Below are 22,539 nucleotides of genomic sequence, written 5' to 3'. Positions count from 1 at the left end.
AATGTCCTGAACGGTCTCTAAAAGAGTTAACACCAGTCAACAGTAAGGTAGGGTTATGATTTCAGGCATTTTAGTATCTCCCGGTATTGCTTTCGGCAAGGCGTTGTTGCTGAAAGAAGATGAAATTGTCATCGACCGGAAAAAAATCTCTCCTGAGAACGTCAGTCAGGAAGTTGAGCGTTTTCTGTCTGGCCGTGCGAAAGCTTCTGCACAGTTGGAAACGATCAAGACCAAAGCCGGCGAGACCTTCGGTGAAGAGAAAGAAGCCATCTTCGAAGGCCACATCATGTTGTTGGAAGACGAAGAGCTAGAACAAGAAATCATAGCCCTCATCAAAGATGACAAATCCACTGCCGACGCTGCCGCCTACTCCGTTATTGAAGGCCAGGCCAAGGCGCTGGAAGAGCTTGACGATGAATATCTCAAAGAACGTGCGGCCGACGTGCGTGACATCGGTAAACGCTTGCTGAGAAACATCCTGGGCATGCCGATTATCGACTTGGGTACTATCCAGAGCGAAGTTATCCTGGTGGCTACCGACCTGACCCCTTCAGAAACCGCACAGCTGAATCTGAACAAGGTTTTGGGCTTTATCACTGATTTGGGTGGCCGCACTTCACACACCTCAATCATGGCGCGTTCACTGGAATTACCTGCAATTGTAGGCACCAGCGACGTAACCAAACAGGTTAAAAACGATGATTATCTGATTCTTGATGCCGTAAACAATAAAATCTACGTCAACCCGACGCCAGAAATTATTGAGCAGCTGAAAGCAGATCAAAACCAGTACATCAGCGAAAAAGACGAACTGACCAAGCTGAAAGACCTGCCGGCGATTACGCTGGACGGGCATCAGGTGGAAGTTTGCGCAAATATCGGCACTGTGCGTGACGTGGCCGGTGCAGAGCGTAACGGCGCGGAGGGTGTAGGCCTGTACCGCACCGAGTTCCTGTTTATGGACCGCGACAGCCTGCCAACCGAAGAAGAGCAGTTCCAGGCTTATAAAGCCGTGGCTGAGGCCATGGGTTCTCAGGCGGTTATCGTTCGTACCATGGACATCGGTGGCGACAAAGAATTGCCATACATGAACCTGCCGAAAGAAGAAAACCCGTTCCTGGGTTGGCGCGCAATCCGCATCTGTCTGGACCGTAAAGAGATTCTTCACGACCAGTTGCGTGCCATTTTACGTGCTTCCGCCTTCGGCAAACTGCGTATCATGTTCCCAATGATTATTTCCGTTGAGGAAGTACGTGAGTTGAAAGCCGAGCTGGAGCTCTTAAAAGGCCAGTTGCGTGAAGAATCTAAAGCCTTTGACGAGACAATCGAAGTTGGCGTGATGGTGGAAACACCGGCCGCAGCAGTGATTGCTCACCATCTGGCAAAAGAAGTTGATTTCTTCAGTATTGGTACAAACGACCTTACCCAGTATACTCTGGCAGTAGATCGCGGTAATGAACTGATTTCTCATCTTTATAATCCAATGTCCCCGTCAGTTCTTGCACTTATCAAGCAAGTTATTGATGCATCGCATGCCGCAGGAAAATGGACTGGCATGTGTGGAGAGCTAGCAGGTGACGAACGTGCTACACTTCTCTTATTGGGCATGGGTTTAGATGAGTTCAGCATGAGCGCGATCTCGATCCCACGCATCAAGAAAATTATTCGTAATACAAACTTCGAAGATGTGAAAGCGCTGGCAGAAGAGGCTCTGGCCCAACCTACGGCGCAAGAGTTGATGAATTTGGTTAACAAATTCATTGAAGAGAAAACACTCTGCTAATTGCGCGTTGCTGGAAAGCTGCCCAAATTAATGCTTAGGAGAAGATCATGGGTTTGTTCGATAAATTAAAATCATTGGTTTCTGATGATAAGAAAGACGTTGGCACAATAGAAATTTATGCGCCAATTTCTGGTGAGATTGTCAATATTGAAGACGTTCCCGATGTTGTATTTGCTGAAAAAATCGTTGGTGATGGTATTGCTATCAAACCAGCGGGCAACAAAATCGTCGCGCCTGTAGATGGTACCATCGGTAAAATCTTTGAAACTAACCATGCTTTCTCAATCGAATCCGACAGCGGTATTGAGCTGTTTGTTCACTTCGGTATCGACACTGTCGAACTGAAAGGTGAAGGCTTCAAACGCATTGCCGAAGAAGGCCAGCGTGTGAAGAGAGGCGATTTGATTATCGAGTTTGATCTGGCGCTGCTGGAAGAGAAAGCCAAGTCGACCCTGACTCCGGTTGTTATCTCCAACATGGATGAGATTAAAGAGCTGATTAAACTTTCTGGTACTGTAATTGTTGGTGAAACACCCATCATTCGTATCAAAAAGTAATATCATGCAGATAAAAAACGGCGCCTTGAGCGCCGTTTTTTTTTGCCTGTCAGCTTGTTCAGCCGATTGTCAGGCCATACTCAGAGCATAGTCAGACCAGATGTTTCCAGTGTGGAACTTTGAGGTCGATAATAAGCCCCCTGGGTGACCCATTACGCGCTTCAATTTTACCATGGTGCGCTACCATCACTTTCTTGGTGATCGCCAGCCCAAGGCCGTATCCTTTGCCTGAGAGCGGAGACATAACTCTGACGAATGGATCGAAGATGCTCGACAACTTGTCTTCCTCAACGCCCGGCCCCCGATCGGCCACTTCAACGCACAAATAATCCTCTTCGGTTGATAGCGAAACGTTCACCGCGTCTCCGCGTGCCGAAAAACGCAGCGCATTGCGCACCACATTATCAATCGCACGGCGCATCAGCTCGGCGTTGCCCTTGACGGTAAAGTCCTGATCCACAAGGTCGTGACTGTTCAAAACAATATCAACCCCCGGAAGCTGCGCCTCATAGCGCGCATCGTTGACTACTGCCTCAACCAGCCCGTGAAGGTCAAAATACTCCTCGTCCGGCATAGTGCTGTGCTCGGTGCGCGACAGCGCCAACAGCTCGCCGATCATCTTGTCGAGCCGCCCCGCCTCGTGTTCTATTCGCTGCAGTGATGTTTCGACGTTGAGCGGATTTTGCCGCGCCAGCCCAATCGCCAACTGCAGTCGCGCCAGCGGTGAACGCAGTTCATGTGACACGTCGTGCAGCAGCTCTTCGCGGGCTTTTACCAACACCTGCAGACGCTCGGCCATCGAGTCAAAATCGCGGGCCACTTCAGAAAGCTCGTCGTGTCGACGGCCCATCGTCGCAAAAAGCCTTACCGATAAGTCCCCGTCGGAAACACGTCCAAAAGCCTTGCGCATTTGCAGCATCGGACGCGTCAGATTCCAGGCCAGCACGGCGCTGAACAACAGCCCACCGATTCCCCCTATCCATAAAAACGGAGGTGGCATATTGAACACGTGTCTCTCCCTTTTAGGTCGATACTCATCCATCAGTCCATCAACGTTGTAGCGCAGTCTGTAGCCCTGCCCGTTGGGTGCCTGAACGAATTCGACAATTTCGTGAGGGATTTGTCCTGGCTCCAAGTCGTCCAGCGTCTGCCCTTTAACCGGGATCATTGAAGGTTCTACCGAAAACAGACGCCTGTCGTCAGTGGGCCAGTCGGCTATCATGGCATTTAGCGCCGGCAGTCCACCGGTGTGCAACGTCGAAACCGCCGAAGTAATTTGCAGTTTGACGAAGCGACGGGCGATGCTGCTCTCCGGTGGCTCGTGGTGGTAATAGAAGGTAAATACCGCCCACAGCACTTGAGTCATGATGATGAAGGTTAACCAATAACCCAGCAATATCTTCCAAAATAGCCTGCCACGCAGGCGTTTACCTGATTCGATAACCAATGCTTCGCACCGTCTCGATCGTCATTATTTCTCCACCGTTAAGCGAAGCCAATTTTTGACGAATGTTGCTGATATGGACATCAATACTGCGGTCATAGGCTTCACGAGGACGGCCCAATCCTTTTTCGGACAGCTCGTCCTTAGACACCACGCGCTCTGGAGAGCGAAGCAGCAGCTCAAGCAGGTTAAATTCGGACGCGGTCAAGTCAAACGCTACGCCCTGCCATTCGCTGCTGCGGGTGGCAGGATTGAGCGTCAGGTCACCGTAATGAATGCTGGATGAATCCGAGTGCGTATCCTGTTGTTCTTCAACGCGGCGTAAAACGGCGCGCAGACGAGCCACCAACTCACGCGGGTAGCAAGGCTTTGGCATATAGTCATCGGCGCCCATTTCCAGCCCGATAACACGGTCAATATTGTCGCCTTTTGCCGTCAGCATGATGATTGGCAGACGGCTGTTTTTGCGCACCTGGCGCAGTACGTCGATACCACTCATATCCGGCAGCATAATGTCGAGGATCATCGCGTTGTAATCGCCCGACATCGCGCCTTCTATTCCCGCTTTGCCGCTCAATACCAGATTGGCATCAAACCCTTCGGCAATCAGGTATTCGCATAGCATGGTACCCAGTTCAAGATCGTCATCGACTAACAGAATTTTCATTATTTTTTTCCGCCTAACATATTTCCGCCTATTTTTACCGCTATCTGGCAAAGTCGCAGCAGCTTTTACTCTATTTTTACCCTTTACCGGCTTTGGTCATAGAAAGTCGACTTTTTTGCCCGATAAAATCACTGATATTGCACGAAATGGCCAATATCAGTCTGCGGGACGGGCTTTTTGGAGACTATCAGGAGAGTAGTATAGAAATAGCGTTATGGCCTGCCGAGGTTAATCAAACACGCCAGTGGAAAGGTAACGGTCGCCACGGTCACAAATTATGGCCACGATAACCGAGCCAGGATTGCTTTTAGCCACCCGTAAAGCCCCTGCCACCGCCCCGCCCGAGCTCACGCCGCAGAAAATACCTTCCTGTTGGGCCAGCAAACGCATGGTCGTTTCGGCTTCCAACTGCGCCATATCGATGACCTCATCGACCAGATCCGGTTGGTAAATCCCCGGCAGATATTCCACCGGCCAGCGGCGAATACCGGGAATACTGCTGCCCTCGTCCGGCTGTAAACCCACGATACGCACGTTAGGGCTCTGCATTTTAAGATAACGACTTACGCCGGTAATGGTGCCGGTCGTGCCCATGCTGGAGACAAAATGGGTGATGCGTCCCGCCGTCTGCTGCCAGATTTCAGGGCCAGTGGTGGTGAAATGCGCCAGCGGATTATCGGCATTGTTGAACTGGTCCAGCACTTTGCCTTCGCCGCGACTGCCCATTTCCTGCGCCAGGTCACGTGCGCCTTCCATACCAAGCGAACGACTCACCAACAGCAGTTCGGCACCGTAGGCACGCATCGCAGCCTGGCGTTCCAGACTCATGTTTTCAGGCATTAACAGTTTGAGTTTGTAGCCTTTAAGCGCGGCAATCATCGCTAGCGCAATGCCGGTGTTGCCGCTGGTTGCTTCAATAAGCGTGTCACCCGGACTGATTTCACCGCGCTTTTCGGCCCCCTCGATCATGAAGAACGCTGCGCGATCCTTCACTGAACCTGCCGGATTATTGCCTTCCAGTTTGACCCAAATTTCGCTATCAAGATCCTTTGACAGTCGCTGTAACCGCACTAGAGGCGTATTGCCGATAAATTGTTCGAGCGTGCTCACTGTAGCTGCCTTATTTCAGTTTGGTATATGTACCGCACTAAAACGAATAAATGGATATAAGACGTTAAAAAGGGCGGTGAAAAACCGCCCTTCTGTTTAATTCTACGCAATAACGTTGAATAATTTTAAAACTATTAGGCCGTTTTGGCGAGCTCAACCGACTGTAACTGACGATCGCCAGCATACAGCCGCCCGTTAAGACCGCCCACAAAATAGCGATCGCCGCGCTGTGGCGCGCGATTGTCCGATGTTTCAGACAGCACGACAGAAATCGGCTCGTCGTGCCAGCCCTGCGGCTGCACAGTTAACTGCCAGAAATGGCCGCGCGGGCTTACTTCCAGCACCTGTACCGGCAGAGGACAGCGCGCATTACTCTGTGGCGTGATTTCCATTTCCCACGGACGCAGGAATAAATCGACTTTTCCCTGATGCAGCGGCGCTATCGCCAACGGCCAGTGATGCTGTCCCACGTAAAGCTGCGAACCGCGAATTTCACCGCCAATACGGTTAACTTCCCCCATAAACTCCAGCACAAAACGAGTAGCCGGTTCACGCCAAATTTCAATTGGGGTGCCGACCTGCTCAATGTTGCCCTGACTCATCACCACCACCCGGTCGGCGACCTCCATGGCCTCTTCCTGATCGTGGGTCACGAATACGCTGGTGAATTTCAGCTCTTCATGCAGTTGACGCAGCCAGCGACGCAGCTCTTTACGTACTTGGGCATCCAGTGCCCCAAAGGGTTCATCAAGCAATAAAATCTGTGGCTCCACCGCCAGCGCGCGCGCCAAAGCGACGCGCTGTTTTTGCCCACCGGAAAGCTGGGCCGGGAAACGGTTACCCAAGTGGCTAAGCTGCACCATTTCCAGCAGTTTCGTGACTTTCTGTTTAATGGCTTCGGCGTTCGGGCGCTCGCGGCGCGGTAACACTGTCAGACCAAAGGCAATATTATCGAAAACAGTCATGTGGCGGAACAACGCATAGTGCTGGAATACGAAACCCACCTGACGGTCGCGCGCATGCAGACGCGTGACGTCCTTGCCGTGAAAACTCAACTGCCCTGCACTCTGGTTTTCAAGGCCGGCAATAATGCGCAGCAGCGTAGTTTTACCTGAACCCGAAGGCCCCAGCAGCGCAACCATCTGGCCAGAAGGAATATCGAGCGAGATATCATTGAGCACCTTGGTGCGGCTAAAATATTTGTTGATACCTTTAATTTCAATGCTCATTTTTTTCCTCCCGTTCAAGACGGTCGTTGGTGCGTGCCAGACGCCACTGCAGCCCGCTTTTCAGAAATAGTGTGACGATTGCCATCAGGGTCAGCAGTGCCGCGGCGGTAAACGCACCCGCCACGTTGTAGTCCTGATTCAATAATTCAACCTGTAAAGGCAGGGTGTAGGTCTCTCCACGAATCGAGCCAGAAACCACCGACACCGCACCAAACTCGCCAATGGCGCGGGCGTTGGTCAACACCACGCCGTACAGCAGCGCCCAACGAATATTGGGCAGCGTCACGCGGCGAAACATCTGCCACCCCGACGCGCCGAGCAGCACCGCCGCTTCATCTTCGTGACTCCCCTGACTCAGCATCACCGGCACCAGCTCGCGAATAACAAACGGACAGGTGACAAAAATGGTGACCATGACCATGCCCGGCCAAGCAAACATAAACTGAATGTTGTGGGCGTCCAGCCAGCCACCCAGCGGACCGTTGGTGCCATAAAACAGCAGATAAAGCAGCCCTGCCACTACCGGCGAAACCGCAAAAGGAATATCGATCAGCGTCAGCAGCAGTTGGCGGCCTGGGAAGTTGAATCGCGCTACCAACCAGGCTAGCAACGTTCCGAAAATCAGATTCACCGGCACCGTGATAAGCGCCATCAGCAACGTCAACCCAATAGAATGCAGCATGTCAGGGTCGACAATATTCTTACCCACGGCGGCAATGCCATCAGAAAGTGCCAGCACAAAGATAGAAATTAATGGCACCACTAACAGCAGCAGGCAAATAATCATGCCCACGGCGATCAGCGTCCATTTCATCCAGTCGATGCGGCGCGGTTCTGCGTTTTCAACCTGCGTCAATTGCGACATTAATGGCCTCCTAAACGACGGCCGTAGCGGCTTTGTAAGGTATTAATGGCAAACAGCAGAATCAGCGACGCGGCTAAAATAACCGACGCAATGGCGCTGGCTGCCGCGTAGTCAAACTCCTGCAGGCGGATAAAAATCATCAGCGAGGTCACTTCCGTTTTCCAGGCGATGTTGCCCGCAATAAAAATAACTGCACCGAACTCGCCGAGGCTACGGGTGAATGACAGCGCCGTTCCGGCCATCAGCGAAGGCATTAACTCTGGCAATACCACACGACGGAAGCTCTGCCAGCGCGATGCGCCTAACGTTTCTGCGGCCTCTTCGTATTCAGGACCCAGCTCTTCAAGCACCGGCTGCACTGTACGCACCACAAAGGGAATGCTGGTAAAGGCCATCGCAACCGCAATACCAATCCAGGTGTAGGCCACTTTAATATCAAAATGCGCCAGCCACTGGCCGTAGAATCCGTTAACCGAGAACAAACCGGCCAGCGTTAAACCGGCCACGGCGGTAGGCAGTGCAAAAGGCAAATCCATTAACCCGTCGAGAATGGTTTTGCCGGGAAATTCATAGCGGGTCAGGATCCACGCCATCAGCATGCCGAAAAAGCAGTTAAATATGCTGGCAACGCCGGCAGACAGCAGCGTGACCTTATAAGCAGCCACTACCTGTGGGTCGGAAACCACCGCCCAATATTGGGCTAATGTCATGTGTGAAAGCTGAATAACCAGAGCACTGAGCGGCAACAGCAGCACCAGGCAAACGAACAGCAGACTGCTTCCCAGACTTAAGGTAAAGCCGGGCAATACGCGTTTGGTCGACAACAACATTACTGGTGTCCCTGCGCGATCAATTTGTCCAGCTCACCGCCGGTATTGAAATGTGTTTTCATCACTTCTGGCCATCCTCCAAATTGGTCTTCAACTTTAAACAGCTTGGTATCAGGGAATTGCCCCTTCGCCTCGTCCATGACTTTTTTGTCGTACACGCGGTAGCTGAAACTGGTAATGATCTTCTGCGCCTGCGGGCTCCACAGGTAATTCAAATACTCTTTCGCTGCCTTTTCGGTGCCATTTTTCTCAACATTCTTGTCGACCCATGCCACTGGGAACTCCGCCAAAATATCGACCGGCGGCACGATAACTTCATACTTGTCGGCACCGTATTGCTTACGAATATTGTTCACTTCCGACTCAAAGCTAATCAGCACATCACCCAATCCGCGATCGACGAAAGTGGTGGTTGCACCGCGGCCGCCGGTATCAAAGACCTCAACGTTTTTGATAAAGCGCGCCATTTTTTCGCGGGTCTGTGCGTCATTTTTGCCGTCTTCAATATTGAACGCGCCCCAGGCACCTAAATAGGTATAACGGCCGTTGCCCGAGGTTTTAGGATTTGGAAACACCAGCTTGACATCGCTGCGGGTCAGGTCGTCCCAGGTATGGATATTTTTAGGATTGCCTTTGCGCACCAGAAACGCCATGGTCGAATAAAACGGTGAACTGTTGTTAGGCAGGCGGCTTTGCCAGTTGGCCGGGATAAGATCCCCCCGGTCATGCAGAATTTGTACGTCGGTCACCTGATTGTAAGTCACCACGTCCGCCCTCAGCCCCTGTAAAATAGCCAATGCCTGCTTCGAGGAACCGGCGTGAGACTGTTTTATCTCTAACTTGTCACCGTTATTTTGCTCGGCCCACTGCTTTTGAAACGGCGGATTGAGCGCGGCAAAAAGCTCGCGAGACACGTCATAAGAGCTGTTGAGCAATTCAGTAGCCGAGGCCGATGCCACGCCACCGGCAAGCAGCAGAATGGCAAACGCGCCCTGCAGAGTTTTATTCTTGACCAACGTATTTTTCATTCTCTGTCCTGGTCTGAAATCACTGTCGACGTGGCGCGCGGACGCAACCCTAGAGTTGTAGTGTATTTATAACTCGGGGTAGAGCAGTAACGGTTTTATATACTATTTGGTGATTTACAAGCATGAAAAGCTATAAGCCATGATGATTGAGCGGGAATTTTGCCAAAGGAGGGGAACGCGATGCACAACCTCGGCGGGCTGGCATCGCGAAAACAGAGTTTACAGCGACTGTAACTGGGTTAATGACGGGGCAAAGTAGTAACTTCCGGTCAGCGGACGGGTAAAACGCAGCATCGCGTCGCGCTTGCCGTCGAGGTCCCCAAACATGCTTAACAGTTGTTTTTCAATGTTATACAGGCGGGCGCAGTAGGTAATGAAGTACAGCCCGTGCTCGCCGCTGGCGGTACCGTACGGCAGGCTTTGACGGAGAATTTTCAGCCCTTTGCCATCCTCTTTGAGATCGACGCGACCGAGGTGCGAGGTTTCTTTGCGTACATCGCCCGGCAGTTCTTCATCGGTCTGCTTGGTGCGGCCGATAATCTCTTCCTGCTGCGCGACGCTAAAACGCTGCCACTGGTTCAAATTGTGTTTCCAGCGCTGAACCATAACATAGCTGCCGCCCGCATCAGGTTGGCCTTCGGCGATAGCGGCTACCTGCGCACGGTCTTCGCCCTTGGGATTTTCAGTACCGTCGACAAAGCCACTCAAATCGCGGTCTTCAATGCCGCGAAAGCCGTGCGTTTCTTCTTCTACGTGCAGACAGTTACCAAACGCCGCTACGGCGGCCTGGGCCAGCAGAAAGTTAACGTCGTGACGCAGAGATTGAATGTGAATCAGCACATCGCGCTGAGTGGCAGGCGCCAGCCCCTTACCCAATGGCGCAAAAGGTTTGAGCTCCTCAGCCCCAACGCCGGCGGACAAATCCCGCCATACGTCGTGCCCAAAGGCCACGACCGCGCCTACACTGTCATCAGGAAATGTTGACTGGATCTTTGCCAGTGACTGACAAAAAGTGCGGCATCCGCTGCGAACATCGTCGAGTTCACCCTGAACTTTAGCTTCGATGTAGATAGCAAAACGGCAGTGCTCAAGCAGAATGCCGCCTTGAACCTGGTTCATAATAGTATTTTCCTCGCGTCAGCGGCGACCGTCCCAGACTTTTAGTCGCTAAAAGCCTGTCGTCGCATCGGCGGGTATTATACCCAAGTTTTTTTACTAAACCCTGTGTTGAAACAGGGTATTAGAGGATTTAATTCGCCTTTGCGTGCCAAACGATTTTGCTGACTTTCCAGCTTTTCAGCGCATCATCGGAAGGCATCAACTGGTCCGGACCGTCCCAGACGCCGGTGAAAATATAGCTTACATGCTGGCTGCCGGGCGCTTTACACTCAATGTTCTGCGCGTCATCGCCCTGCGCTTTCTGGCAGGCGTCAAAGGCTTTGGTATAAAGCGTACTAAACGGTGTACCGATTTTAACCCCCCACTGGCTTGCAACGTTAGGGTCGGAGACTTCAATACGGTCAACTTTGCCCTTCGGCTCGCCCGCCACGGTGATTTTAACCGTCTTATCGTCCATTCCCTGATAGAACGAACGCATTTTACCCTCGTTCATCGACATTCCGCTGCGCAGGTGATAGTTGCCGTCGAGGCCGTCATTGACTGCGGTTTCAGTCAGCGGCGTATTGGCGGTGATTTTCCCCACGCCCTCATCCGTTACCTCAAGGCTGCTGCCAAACCAGTTGATTGGATTCAGGCTTGACCACGACATGTGTGCGTTCGCCATCGTTGAACAGCCGGTCAGCATAAGCGGCAGCGCCAGCCACAGTGGGCGGATAGTCATGTAATACACTCCTTGATGGTCATACAGCGAAAAGTGATACCGGTTTTATCGTATCGGGCAATTGGAGTACAACGACCGCAAAAAGTGCCGTAGATTTTTGAGCCAATTCAATTTGATCGTTTAAACCCGTCGACGCTCTTCGTCAAAACAGGCGCGCAGGCGACGGCTCATTAGCCAATAGGCCAAAGCGCCCGCATCGAGCAACGCCAGCGAAAAGTCGAGCAGGTTTGGCTCTTCCATCGACTGCCACATCCCCACGCCCTGCAGGGCAAAGGTGGCAAACATGCCGGCTAAAAGCAGCCAATAGCTCATCTGCCAAATGTTTGGCAGCAGGTGACGACGCCCGCTGAGCAGGAAAATCAGCACCGGAGGAATGCCGAGAAATATACCGTACCAAAAAGAGTGTCGGTCAGGATAAAACAGCGTTAACAACCCGTTACCCTGCTGACGTGATGCACCGGCCATAATAAACAATAACCAGGTACGCGCCTGTAATACCAATATTGCCCAAAACCATAACGGCAGACGGAGCATGCCGTGGCTGTTGTATTCGTCAGGATTCATAGCCAGGAAAAATCTTCCTTAAATTAATAAAAACGCAAAGAGGCAGCGTCGGAAACCCAAGCTGAGCGCGCGTTAAGCCTGTTGGCCATTTTACTTCTGCTCGTTATACATCAGCGCGACCGGCCTGAAAGCCGTATCCAGCATAAATTAATACACCTTAAGAAACTGTTAAGAACAGTCTGCTTTAATTGTTTTCAAGGCAGCGAAGCGTCATCGAGATATTTTGACTCCACTCTTGATGACGTTGCCTGATTTTTACCGAAAACTCAAAATTAAGGATGACTATTATGATGAAGAAGATAGCTCTGGCAAGCCTCATTGCACTCTCTGCCCTTCCTGCTTTAGCACAAAGCGGCGGTGGTTTTAACGATCCGAACGCCCCTCAGGTGCAGCAAAAAGGCGGCTTCTCCGGCGATAGCACGGCATTAAGCAGCATAAAAGACGTTAAAACCATGAAAGATGACCAGTGGGTGATGCTTGAAGGGCACATCGACAAGCGCACCGGCGACGAAAAATATATTTTCCGCGATGCTACCGGTACGCTGACGGCCGAGATTGACGACAAACGCTGGAATGGTCAAAACGTGACGCCGAAGGATAAAGTGCGTCTGGAAGGGAAAATCGATAAAGACTGGAATTCTGAAGAAATTGATGTGAAACGAATAAATATCATTAATTAATCACAAAACCCACATTGACACTCCTGACCTGCTCAGGTCGGGAGTGTCGGGCAGGATTAAAAAAGCGCTGCCCGGCGGTTGAAAAATCAGTACTCCTGATCGACGATCAGCCGTTTACCCAGGCTGATGCTTTCAATCACTTCGTAATCCAGTTTCTCATACATGCTAATGACGGCGTCATTTTCGGCACGCACCATCAGCTGGATTTTAGGGCAACCGCGCGCGATCAGCTTTTTCTCCAGGCGATTCATCAGCGCATTGGCAATGCCACGACCGCGATACTCCGGGTGAACGCCCAGATAATAAGCCGAACCGCGATGTCCGTCGTAACCGCCCATCACTGAGCCGACCACCTCTCCACTGACCTCTGCAACCAAAAAAAGCTCCGGATCGTGGTTGAGTTTGCGCTCGATATCTAATTCGGGATCGTTCCACGGGCGTAACAAATCGCAGCGCTCCCACAGGGTCAGCACTTCTTCATAATCTTCTTGTTTAAATACGCGAATTTCCATCACTCTTCGCCGCGGTTAATAAGTTATTTATTGATTATCGCGTGATCTTCCCGATACGCAATATCAAAATGGCCGCCATTAAGAAAAAAATCAGATAAATATCAGACTGCGGAATGATTAAAAACGCACACATTGTTAATAAACAGCAATAGTTCTCATGTCGATTATGCTGGTTGGATACTATATAACATCCGCATTCTGCTATAAAAAAAGGCTGCGGACAGATGTTAAATCCCCTCAATAAATTCCTTCATTTCCAACCGCTTCCTCGCTCAGCAACGCGTCGTCAGGTATTACTGACCGGCCTCGGGCTGGCCTTTGGCGCGTTTGGCAGTCGCTTCGCCTCAGCGCAGCAGACCGAGCACGTGACCAAAGTCGCGCCAAAGCCCAAACCGCCGGGTGCAAAACGTCTGGTGATGATTGACCCAGGCCACGGTGGCATTGATTCTGGCGCGATCGGCCATGAAGGTTCGGAAGAGAAACATGTGGTCCTCGAAATTGCTAACTACGTTCGCGAGCACCTGTCGCAGAACGACCATATCGAGGTGAAATTAACCCGCGATTCCGACCACTTTATTCCGCTTTATCAGCGAGTAGAGATTGCTCACCAGCATCAGGCAGACTTATTTGTTTCAATTCATGCCGACGGTTTTACCAGTCCTGAAGCCAGCGGCGCTTCAGTATTTGCCCTGTCCAATCGTGGTGCGAGCAGTACCATGGCGCGTTACCTCTCTAAAAGGGAGAACGATGCTGACTTGGTGGCGGGCGCAAAATATCAGGAAGCCGACAACAATTATCTGCAACAGGTGTTGTTTGATCTGGTGCAGACTGACACCATCAAAAACAGCTTGACGCTGGGACACCACGTGCTCGAAAGGATCCGCCCGATTCATCATCTGCACAGCCAGCAAACTGAACAGGCGGCTTTTGCGGTATTAAAATCACCCTCAATCCCGTCGATTTTGGTGGAAACCTCGTTTATCACCAATCATCAGGAAGAGCAGTTGCTCAACACCACCGCATTTCGTCAGGAAATTGCTCAGGCGATTTCTACAGGCATCGTCAATTTCTTCGCTTATTTTGACGCCCACGAACGAAAACCGCGCTGACGGTGCAATCCTACGGACAAATAAGGCTATAATGATGCCCTATTTGTCCGAGAGCTTACGAGTTAGCCCGTGAATCAATTACCCGATATCAATCAAGTAAAAGCCTTTCTGCTGTCCCTGCAAGACCAAATTTGCCAGAAACTCAGCGCCGCTGACGGCAGCGCGCAGTTTAAACAGGACAGTTGGGTCAGAGAGGAAGGCGGCGGCGGGCAGAGTCGAGTAATGACCGGCGGGGCCGTATTCGAACAGGCCGGGGTAAATTTTTCCCACGTTTCGGGTGCTACCCTTCCGGCCTCGGCGACGGCGCACCGTCCTGAACTGGCCGGACGCAGTTTTCAGGCTATGGGCGTCTCGCTGGTTATTCATCCGCTCAGCCCCTATATCCCCACCAGTCATGCCAATGTGCGCTTTTTTATTGCTGAAAAGCCCGGCGAAGATCCAGTGTGGTGGTTTGGCGGCGGTTTCGATTTAACCCCCTATTATGGTTTTGAAGAGGACGCTCACCACTGGCATCAGACGGCGGCCGATCTGTGTCAGCCTTTTGGCGAAGACGTTTATCCACGCTACAAAAAATGGTGTGATGACTATTTCTTTATCAAGCATCGCAACGAGGCGCGTGGGATAGGCGGCCTGTTCTTCGATGATTTAAATACGCCGGATTTTGCACACTGTTTCGATTTTATGCAGGCAGTGGGCAACGGATTCACCGATGCTTATTTGCCCATCGTTGAAAAACGCAGGGCGCTAACCTGGGGCGAACGCGAACGCGACTTCCAGCTTTATCGCCGTGGCCGTTATGTAGAATTCAATCTTGTTTGGGACCGTGGCACGCTGTTTGGCCTGCAAACCGGCGGGCGAACTGAGTCTATACTGATGTCAATGCCACCGCTGGTGCGTTGGGAATACGGTTTTGAGCCACAGCCAGAAAGTCCTGAAGCAGTCTTGTATCGCGATTTCCTGCCCGTTCGCGACTGGCTGGCGGGGGTGAAATAATGCAAATTTGGGTTGATGCCGACGCCTGTCCAAACGTAATAAAAGAGGTGCTTTTTCGCGCCGCCGAGCGGACCGAAGTCATGGTTACGCTGGTCGCCAACCAGATAATCCGCACTCCTCCCTCACGATTTCTGCGCACGCTGCGCGTTGAGGCCGGATTTGACGTGGCCGATAATGAAATCGTTAAACGCGTGGAAACCGGTGATTTAGTGATAACCGCTGATATTCCCTTAGCGGCTGAGGTGATTGAAAAAGGCGGCGTCGCGCTGAATCCGCGCGGAGAGCGCTATACGACTGAAACCATTCGTGAACGCCTGAATATGCGCGACTTTATGGACACCATGCGCGCCAGCGGTGTCCAGACTGGCGGGCCACCGGCGCTTAACCAGCGCGATCGCCAGCAGTTCGCCAATGAACTGGACAAATGGCTGGTGCAGGCCAAGAAAAGCTAGTTACCCTCCTCGATGCCTGCCTTCCCTACCCTAACCCTCCTATTCATGAGGAGGGAATCCAGCCCCTTAAAAATTGCGACTTCATTTCCCCCAATGACATCCCTCTTTCTAACGTAACGAAACTCATACGCCCCAATTTTTGTTTACTTCCGTTTTGCCTACCAAGCTATGAGAAACATCACTCTTTAATTAGTTTGTTACATTTATTCTAAATAAAGAAAAGGCGGGTAAATATGTTTCTTGAAGAGCGTCGGCAGCAAATTCTGGAGTATCTCGATAAATACGAACGGGTAAAGGTCGAGGTTTTAGCGTCCCTGTTTAACGTAACCAGAGAAACCATCCGCAGTGACCTAAACGCACTAGCGGCTGAAAATTTGGTTCAGCGCTGTCACGGCGGGGCGCGGGTTAATCGCCGCAGTTTGCAGTCGAAGCTGATTACCGGCACCGGCGACAATTTTGAAGTATTGCTAAAACGACTGCAGAATCAGAAAAGAAAGCAGGCCGGGCAGCAGAATAAAGGAAAGAACATGAAAGGTAAGGTCTGCATTCTGGGTTCATTTAACGTCGATATCGTGGCGAAGGTTGAGCGCTTTCCAAAAGGCGGAGAATCACTGATGGCGCTGGGCAGTACGCTCGGTCCCGGAGGAAAAGGTGCCAATCAGGCTACGGCGGTCAGTCGCGCCGGTGCCAAAGTGCATTTCGTGTCTAAAGTAGGAAAAGATCAGTTCAGCCAGTTTGCTTACGATCACCTGACCTCCTCCGAAATTCACTCTTTTACCCTTTATCAGTCGGAAACCGAGCCGACGGGCAATGCCATCATCTATGTCTCGCAGGAGAACGGCGAGAACATGATTGCTATTTACTCCGGTGCCAATAAAACCATCAGCGAAGACGAGGTCGCGGCCATTGCTCCCGAGCTTGAAGATTCGGACGTGTTGCTGGTACAGCTCGAGAATAATTTTTCCGCCACCCTGCGCGCGATGAAATTGGCCAAGGCGCTGGGGGTCAAGGTGATCCTCAACCCGGCACCTTTTTCGACACACGCGCTAGAGTGCCTGGAATACGTTGACGTGATTACACCTAACGAAACCGAGGCATCGCAGCTGTCGGGCATCGACGTGCAGGATTTAGCCAGCGCTAAAGAGGCCGCACAGCGCATTGTCAGCCAGGGCGCAAAGCGGGTCATTATTACCATGGGCTCACGCGGTGCCCTGCTGCTCGACGGCAACCAGTTTCAACACATTCCGGCCTTCCCGGCCCTGAGCGTTGACACCACTGGCGCGGGCGATGCCTTTAACGGCGCGTTGGCGTCGAGCATTGCCAATGGGCAAAGTCTGATTCAGGCGGCGACCTACGCCTCGGCATTTGCCTCACTGGCAGTCGAGCGTGAAGGTGCATCGAACATGCCTGATAACGCACAGGTTTTAGCACGTTTGGCGCAGCGATAAATGCTGCGTTCACTGTTTAGTTTCTTGTGGCGGTCGCTGCCTTGATGCATCACGTTTAGCGGCCACGTAATCGATTACGTTTTAAGGAGCAGTAATGACTAAAAGTATTGAAGGTATCGTGCCGGTGATGTTGACCCCTTTCACCGAAGACAACCAGATTGACTATCCGGGGCTGACCCGTTTGATCGACTGGTATCTTGAGAAAGGCGTAGATGCGCTATTTGCCGTGTGTCAGTCGAGTGAGATGCAGTTTCTGACCCTGGAAGAGCGCGTTGAGCTGGCCGAGTTTGTGGTCAAGCAAGTGGCAGGTCGCGTGCCGGTGATTGCTTCTGGCCACATCAGTGATGATATCAATGACCAAATCAATGAACTGAGCGCGATGGCGAAAACCGGTGCCGACGCACTGGTGCTGGTAACCAACCATCTCGACCCTAAAAATCAGGGCAGTGAGACCTTCTTTGCCACGCTGGATAAGCTGCTGAACGCCCTGCCCGAGTCCATGCCGCTGGGCCTGTATGAGTGTCCAGCCCCGTATCGCCGCCTGCTGACCGACGAAGAGCTGACTTACTGCGCTAACACGGGCCGCTTCGTGGTGCTGAAAGACGTGAGCTGTGACCTGGCAACCGTGACCCGCCGCGTGCAGCTGGTGGCGAATACGCCGTTGAACATCATTAATGCTAATGCCGCGATTGCTTATCCAGCGATGCAGGCGGGTTCTAAAGGATTCAGCGGCGTGTTCACTAACTTCCACCCCGAGCTTTACAGCTGGCTGTATCACAAGGCGAAAACCCAGCCGCAGCTCGCCGACGAGTTGGCCATTTTCCTGTCGCTGGGGGCGGTGACTGAAACCTTGGGTTATCCGAAGAATGCCAAGATTTATCATCAGCGTCTGGGCACGTTCGACAGTGAATTCTGCCGCGTGAATAAAGACAATGTGCTGGAAAAATTCTGGGGACTGACCGTGTTGCTGGATCAAATTCACAGCGGCACGGCGGTGTGGCAGAAAAAAATTGCCGCCGTATAAGGCGCAATAGCGTTAAGTGAGTGATGCGGATGAGCCGTCGTCTTATCCGCTGATTAATTGCCTGGTGGACTATTTTATTCAAATGATTACCCCTCCAGGCCGTAAGTTTTAAATTTATAACGTTTTTAGCTGTAATCCGACCCTAGGTATAAATAAATATAAAAGGATTATTCAACATGATCGTATGTTGCCTGCGAGACTGGGAACGCGAGAAATTCGCTTTCCATCCGATTATTAATAAAGGTATTGAGTATATTACTCAAACTGATTTTTCAACGCTAACACCAGGGAAATTCGACATTATTCCGGGCAAGATGTTTTGCCTTCTTCAAGAAATGAACACCGTTCCTGCTAATGAAATGCGAGCTGAGTCACATTTTAAGTTTGTAGATATTCAATTTCTCTTGCAGGGAGAAGAAACCATCGGCGTGGCACGCGGTGCGGCTGAGCATGAGGTGGTAGAAGACCGGGCAGAGAAGCACGACATTGTGTTTTATCAGGAAACGAATAATGAATCGCTGATCCGTTTGGAACCCGGCATGTTTGCTGTTTTATTTCCGCAAGATTTACACCGTCCTTGTTGTAATACCAAAAACGAGTCTTTTATTCGTAAAGCTGTGATTAAAATTCACCTAAGTCTGTTCAATGATGACTTATTTATGAATAACCAATAGTGGATAATTAAAATGATGAAAGACGCAACCTCTTCTCTCGATACCCCTCTGGTTAAAACGGCCGCCCCCGTTGTTTCGCGCTTGCGCTGGGGCATTATTTTTATTTTGTTAATGGCGGCGGTAATTAATTACCTCGACCGCGCCAATTTAAGTATTGCCAATACCACCATCGCCAGGGAGTTTGGTTTCAGCCAAACGGAAATGGGCCTGCTGCTGTCGGCGTTCCTGTGGCCTTATGCGTTGGCAAACCTGCCGGCGGGCTGGCTGGTTGACCGTTTTGGTCCTAAAAAGATGTTCTCGTGGGGTGTGGGCCTATGGTCCACCTTCACGGTGATGGCCGGTTTCGTGAATGGTTATTCCATGTTCTATGCCCTGCGCGTGCTGCTGGGCATTTCCGAATCCCCATTTTTTACCTCCGGCATCAAGATCACTCACCGCTGGTTCTCTGACAAAGAGCGCGCACTGCCGACCTCCATCATCAACACCGGCTCGCAGATTGCCAATGCCATTGCGCCGCCAATCCTGACCGTGCTGCTGTTAACGCTCGGCTGGCGTGGCATGTTTATTGCGATCGGTCTAGCCGGTATTCCTCTGCTGCTGGTATGGCTAAAATTCTATCGCAACCCGACAGAGCGCGAAGAAAAGGTAATTCACGCCAACTCTCAGTTGGTGCAGCAACCGGTGGCCGACATTCATGGCAATAACAAGGCGAGCTGGGGTGCGTTGTTTAAGCACAAAACCACCTGGTTTATGGTGATCGGCAACTTCTCGATTATGTTCACCATTTGGGTTTATTTGACCTGGCTGCCGGGTTATCTGGAGAAATCGCTGGGCTTTAGCCTAAAACAAACTGGCTGGCTGGCCGCTATCCCCTTCTTTGCGGGTATTTTGGGCGTGCTGTGTGGCGGGATGATTTCCGACCGCCTTATCCGTCGTGGTGTGAAAACCATTACGGCGCGTAAGGTGCCGATCGTTGCCGGTGCTGCGCTGGCGGCCTGTTTTGTGGCGCCAATTCCGTTCGTGCATAACACCACATTGAGCATCGCACTGCTGTCGATTGGCTATTTCTTCTCGCAGTTGCCGCAGGGCGTTATTTGGACGCTGGCCTCAGACATTGCGCCGAAAGAGCAGGTGGCATCAATGGGGGCAATCCAGAACTTTGGGGGCTTCCTGGGCGCAGCCTGTGCGCCCATTGTCACCGGGATAATCCTTGATGCTACCGGCCAGTTCACCAACGTCTTCTTCCTCGGCGCCGGTTTACTGATGCTGGGTGCGCTAAGCTACGGACTGTTTGTGAAAAAACCGATTTTGGTGACCCTACAGAAGTAATTCATGACCGCCCCCAGCGTCTTTGGGGGCATTCTGGCCTTCACTGGCGAAGGCCATTCTCCCGTTTTAATCAGATAGTCAATGTGGGTGAGTCGCCAAAATCTGCCAGCAACGGTAGGCTTACAGCGGCTCGGCCTGCGCCTCAACCACGGCCAGTGCAACCATATTAACAATTCGTCTTACCGAGGCGATGGGCGTTAAAATATGCACCGGCTTCGCGACGCCCATCAGTACCGGCCCCACAGTGACCCCCTCAGAACTGGTGACGCGCAGCAGGTTATAGCTGATTCGTGCCGACTCCATATTGGGCATAACCAGAATGTTAGCCGAGCCTTTTAGCGGACTGTCTGGCATCAGGTCATGGCGGATGCTTTCAACCAGCGCCGCGTCGCCATGCATTTCTCCGTCAATTTCCAGCTCTGGCGCGAGCTTGTTAACCTGCTCCAGCGTTTTACGCATCTTGCGCGCCGTTTGCCCGTCTGAGGTGCCAAAACTTGAGTGCGACAGCAGCGCGACCTTAGGCTCAATACCAAATCGCCGCACGGTTTCAGCCGCCAGCAGGGTTATCTCGGCCAATTGCTCGGCGGTGGGGTCTTCATTCACATAAGTATCGGTGATGAATGTATTACCGCTCGGCAAGAGCAGCGCATTCATTGCTCCCGCCACGCGCACGCCCTCGCGAAAACCAAACACTTTTTCTACCACCTCGTAATGCTCGTGATAGGTACCAATGGTGCCACAAATCATCGCATCGGCCTCTCCGCGCAGCAGCATAATGGCGGCGATCAGCGTGGGATTACCGATAACAGCTCGTCGCGCCTGCTCCTGTGACACCCCGCGTCGTTTCATCAATTGGTAATACTCGCTCCAGTATTCATTAAAACGCGGATCGGATTCGTTGTTTACCACGTCAAAATCTCGGCCAGCTTCAATTTGCAGTCCCAACTTTTTAATGCGCATATCAATTACGCCGGGCCTGCCCACCAGAATTGGCTTAGCCAGTCCGAGTGAAATAATCTCCTGCGTGGCATGCAGCACCCTCGCCTCTTCTCCTTCTGCCAGCACCACTTTTTTGGCCTCTTTTTTAGCCTGCGAAAAAATCGGCTTCATAAACAGGTTGGTTTTATAGACAAACTCGGAGAGCTTTTCTCTGTAGGCGTCAAAGTCGGTAATCGGCCGAGTCGCCACGCCGGAGTCCATCGCCGCCTTAGCTACCGCTGGCGCAATGTTCACAATCAGGCGCGGATCAAAAGGTTTAGGTATCAGATACTCCGGGCCAAAAGACAGCTCTTCTTCACCATAGGCCGACGCCACCACGTCGTTTTGCTCGGCCAGCGCCAGGTCGGCAATGGCGTGTACGCAGGCCAGCTTCATCTCTTCATTAATGGTAGTAGCACCTACGTCGAGCGCACCGCGAAAGATGAACGGGAAACACAGTACGTTGTTGACCTGATTAGGATAATCAGAGCGGCCGGTGCAAATAATAGCGTCAGGACGCACCTCTTTTGCCAGCGGTGGCAAAATTTCCGGCTCGGGATTGGCCAGAGCCAGAATCAGTGGGCTGCGGCCCATCGCTTTCACCATCGGCTGGGTGAGCACGCCGGGACCTGAGCAACCAAGAAAGATATCCGCCCCGGGAATGGCGTCGCCCAGGCTGCGCTGTCCGTTGTCGTCAATCGCGTAGGCGGCTTTGGTCTCGGCCATGTTCTCTTCACGGCCTTTATAAATCACACCACGTGAGTCGCAGGCGGTGATATTTTCGCGTTTAAGGCCAAGCGCCACCAGCAGATTCAGGCAGGCAATCGCCGAGGCACCGGCGCCCGACACCACCAGGCGAACCTCGGCAATATTTTTCTCGACGATACGCAGGCCGTTAAGCACCGCTGCGGTGCAGATAATCGCCGTACCGTGCTGATCGTCGTGGAATACCGGAATTTTCATGCGCTCGCGCAGCTTTTTCTCGATGTAAAAACACTCAGGCGCCTTGATATCCTCCAGATTAATACCGCCGAACGTCGGCTCCAGCGAGGCAATCGCCTCAATCAGCTTGTCGGGGTCATTCTGATCAATTTCGATATCAAACACGTCGATGCCGGCAAACTTTTTGAAGAGCACGCCCTTGCCTTCCATTACCGGCTTGCCGGCCAGTGCGCCAATGTTACCCAGTCCCAACACCGCGGTACCGTTAGAAATCACCCCCACCAAATTGCCTTTTGCGGTGTATTTGTAGGCAGCAAGGGGGTCTTTTTCGATTTCAAGACAGGGTGCCGCCACGCCGGGTGAATAGGCCAGCGCGAGGTCACGTTGAGTTGCCAGCGGCTTGGTGGGGGAGACCTGAATTTTACCGGGAACGGGAAACTCATGAAAATCGAGCGCACTCTGCTTCAATTGATCGTCCATT

General features: G+C 51.9%; 22 protein-coding genes. 10 read left to right on the top strand and 12 right to left on the bottom strand.

The features are described 5' to 3' along the window. Window positions 1-55: 55 nt before the first annotated feature. Together ptsI and crr are read left to right on the top strand one after the other, a co-directional pair. Window positions 56-1,783, top strand: coding sequence for a phosphoenolpyruvate-protein phosphotransferase PtsI (gene ptsI / locus GA565_RS07250; protein WP_055773838.1), 1,728 nt, complete (start codon window positions 56-58; stop codon window positions 1,781-1,783). Window positions 1,784-1,830: 47 nt separating this feature from the next. After that, the gene (gene crr, locus GA565_RS07245; protein ID WP_152197926.1) at window positions 1,831-2,340 is read left to right on the top strand and encodes a PTS glucose transporter subunit IIA; all 510 of its coding nucleotides are present in this window, start codon (window positions 1,831-1,833) and stop codon (window positions 2,338-2,340) included. A gap of 91 nt (window positions 2,341-2,431) precedes the next feature. On the opposite strand, the gene GA565_RS07240 is transcribed toward crr, so the two are convergent. From GA565_RS07240 to GA565_RS07195, 10 genes are all read right to left on the bottom strand, one after another. Next, window positions 2,432-3,787 (bottom strand): ATP-binding protein, encoded by a 1,356-nt coding sequence (locus GA565_RS07240; protein WP_152197925.1) that lies wholly within the window; start codon window positions 3,785-3,787, stop codon window positions 2,432-2,434. After that, window positions 3,768-4,451: a response regulator transcription factor gene (locus GA565_RS07235; protein ID WP_152197924.1), complete on the bottom strand. Its 684-nt coding sequence runs from the start codon at window positions 4,449-4,451 to the stop codon at window positions 3,768-3,770. Before GA565_RS07235 ends, GA565_RS07240 begins: the two co-directional genes overlap by 20 nt. A 228-nt stretch (window positions 4,452-4,679) precedes the next feature. Next, a complete protein-coding gene (gene cysM, locus GA565_RS07230) occupies window positions 4,680-5,561 on the bottom strand; it encodes a cysteine synthase CysM (RefSeq protein WP_152197923.1) in 882 nt (293 codons plus the stop codon). Window positions 5,562-5,695: 134 nt separating this feature from the next. Beyond that, on the bottom strand, window positions 5,696-6,790 hold the full coding sequence (cysA, locus tag GA565_RS07225) for a sulfate/thiosulfate ABC transporter ATP-binding protein CysA (RefSeq protein WP_055773848.1): 1,095 nt from the start codon (window positions 6,788-6,790) through the stop codon (window positions 5,696-5,698). Then, window positions 6,780-7,655 (bottom strand): sulfate/thiosulfate ABC transporter permease CysW, encoded by an 876-nt coding sequence (gene cysW / locus GA565_RS07220; protein ID WP_152197922.1) that lies wholly within the window; start codon window positions 7,653-7,655, stop codon window positions 6,780-6,782. Before cysW ends, cysA begins: the two co-directional genes overlap by 11 nt. After that, entirely contained in the window at window positions 7,655-8,485 is an 831-nt protein-coding gene (gene cysT / locus GA565_RS07215; RefSeq protein ID WP_152197921.1) for a sulfate/thiosulfate ABC transporter permease CysT, read from the bottom strand. The genes cysW and cysT overlap by 1 nt, the downstream gene beginning before the upstream one ends. Further along, window positions 8,485-9,513 carry a sulfate ABC transporter substrate-binding protein gene (locus tag GA565_RS07210; protein WP_152197920.1) on the bottom strand — a complete coding sequence of 343 codons (1,029 nt, stop codon included), beginning with the start codon at window positions 9,511-9,513 and terminating at the stop codon, window positions 8,485-8,487. The genes cysT and GA565_RS07210 overlap by 1 nt, the downstream gene beginning before the upstream one ends. A gap of 219 nt (window positions 9,514-9,732) precedes the next feature. Next, window positions 9,733-10,632: a Dyp-type peroxidase gene (locus tag GA565_RS07205; protein ID WP_152197919.1), complete on the bottom strand. Its 900-nt coding sequence runs from the start codon at window positions 10,630-10,632 to the stop codon at window positions 9,733-9,735. A 130-nt stretch (window positions 10,633-10,762) separates the two neighbouring features. Continuing rightward, complete coding sequence (locus tag GA565_RS07200) at window positions 10,763-11,353, bottom strand: RpoE-regulated lipoprotein (protein ID WP_152197918.1); 591 nt, start codon at window positions 11,351-11,353, stop codon at window positions 10,763-10,765. A 120-nt stretch (window positions 11,354-11,473) separates the two neighbouring features. Continuing rightward, window positions 11,474-11,917: a DUF2919 domain-containing protein gene (locus GA565_RS07195; protein ID WP_152197917.1), complete on the bottom strand. Its 444-nt coding sequence runs from the start codon at window positions 11,915-11,917 to the stop codon at window positions 11,474-11,476. 290 nt (window positions 11,918-12,207) lie between these two features. On the opposite strand from GA565_RS07195, the gene GA565_RS07190 reads away from it, so the two are divergent. Continuing rightward, on the top strand, window positions 12,208-12,597 hold the full coding sequence (locus tag GA565_RS07190) for a YgiW/YdeI family stress tolerance OB fold protein (RefSeq protein WP_193311973.1): 390 nt from the start codon (window positions 12,208-12,210) through the stop codon (window positions 12,595-12,597). 86 nt (window positions 12,598-12,683) lie between these two features. On the opposite strand, the gene GA565_RS07185 is transcribed toward GA565_RS07190, so the two are convergent. Further along, the gene (locus GA565_RS07185; protein ID WP_152197915.1) at window positions 12,684-13,109 is read right to left on the bottom strand and encodes a GNAT family acetyltransferase; all 426 of its coding nucleotides are present in this window, start codon (window positions 13,107-13,109) and stop codon (window positions 12,684-12,686) included. A 224-nt stretch (window positions 13,110-13,333) separates the two neighbouring features. Between GA565_RS07185 and amiA the strand changes: the two genes are divergently transcribed. The 7 genes from amiA (at window position 13,334) to GA565_RS07150 (ending at window position 20,138) form a co-directional block, all read left to right on the top strand. Continuing rightward, on the top strand, window positions 13,334-14,218 hold the full coding sequence (gene amiA / locus GA565_RS07180; RefSeq protein WP_055773868.1) for an N-acetylmuramoyl-L-alanine amidase AmiA: 885 nt from the start codon (window positions 13,334-13,336) through the stop codon (window positions 14,216-14,218). A 69-nt stretch (window positions 14,219-14,287) separates the two neighbouring features. Next, window positions 14,288-15,211 carry an oxygen-dependent coproporphyrinogen oxidase gene (gene hemF / locus GA565_RS07175; RefSeq protein WP_152197914.1) on the top strand — a complete coding sequence of 308 codons (924 nt, stop codon included), beginning with the start codon at window positions 14,288-14,290 and terminating at the stop codon, window positions 15,209-15,211. Then, a complete protein-coding gene (locus tag GA565_RS07170; protein WP_152197913.1) occupies window positions 15,211-15,663 on the top strand; it encodes a YaiI/YqxD family protein in 453 nt (150 codons plus the stop codon). The genes hemF and GA565_RS07170 overlap by 1 nt, the downstream gene beginning before the upstream one ends. Before the next feature lie 233 nt (window positions 15,664-15,896). Further along, window positions 15,897-17,111, top strand: a complete 1,215-nt coding sequence (gene rbsK, locus GA565_RS07165; RefSeq protein ID WP_152197912.1) for a ribokinase — start codon at window positions 15,897-15,899, stop codon at window positions 17,109-17,111. A 94-nt stretch (window positions 17,112-17,205) separates the two neighbouring features. After that, window positions 17,206-18,135, top strand: a complete 930-nt coding sequence (locus GA565_RS07160) for a dihydrodipicolinate synthase family protein (protein ID WP_152197911.1) — start codon at window positions 17,206-17,208, stop codon at window positions 18,133-18,135. A 176-nt stretch (window positions 18,136-18,311) separates the two neighbouring features. Then, window positions 18,312-18,809, top strand: coding sequence for a YhcH/YjgK/YiaL family protein (locus tag GA565_RS07155; RefSeq protein WP_152197910.1), 498 nt, complete (start codon window positions 18,312-18,314; stop codon window positions 18,807-18,809). A 15-nt stretch (window positions 18,810-18,824) separates the two neighbouring features. After that, window positions 18,825-20,138: an MFS transporter gene (locus GA565_RS07150; protein WP_193311972.1), complete on the top strand. Its 1,314-nt coding sequence runs from the start codon at window positions 18,825-18,827 to the stop codon at window positions 20,136-20,138. 120 nt (window positions 20,139-20,258) lie between these two features. On the opposite strand, the gene maeB is transcribed toward GA565_RS07150, so the two are convergent. Beyond that, window positions 20,259-22,538 carry an NADP-dependent oxaloacetate-decarboxylating malate dehydrogenase gene (maeB, locus tag GA565_RS07145; RefSeq protein ID WP_152197908.1) on the bottom strand — a complete coding sequence of 760 codons (2,280 nt, stop codon included), beginning with the start codon at window positions 22,536-22,538 and terminating at the stop codon, window positions 20,259-20,261. Window position 22,539: the final 1 nt, after the last annotated feature.

This window comes from Rouxiella sp. S1S-2, assembly GCF_009208105.1.
GTDB lineage: Bacteria > Pseudomonadota > Gammaproteobacteria > Enterobacterales > Enterobacteriaceae > Rouxiella.
Note: the sequence above shows the minus strand (reverse complement) of the source record. Positions and strands in the feature narration are given on the sequence as shown.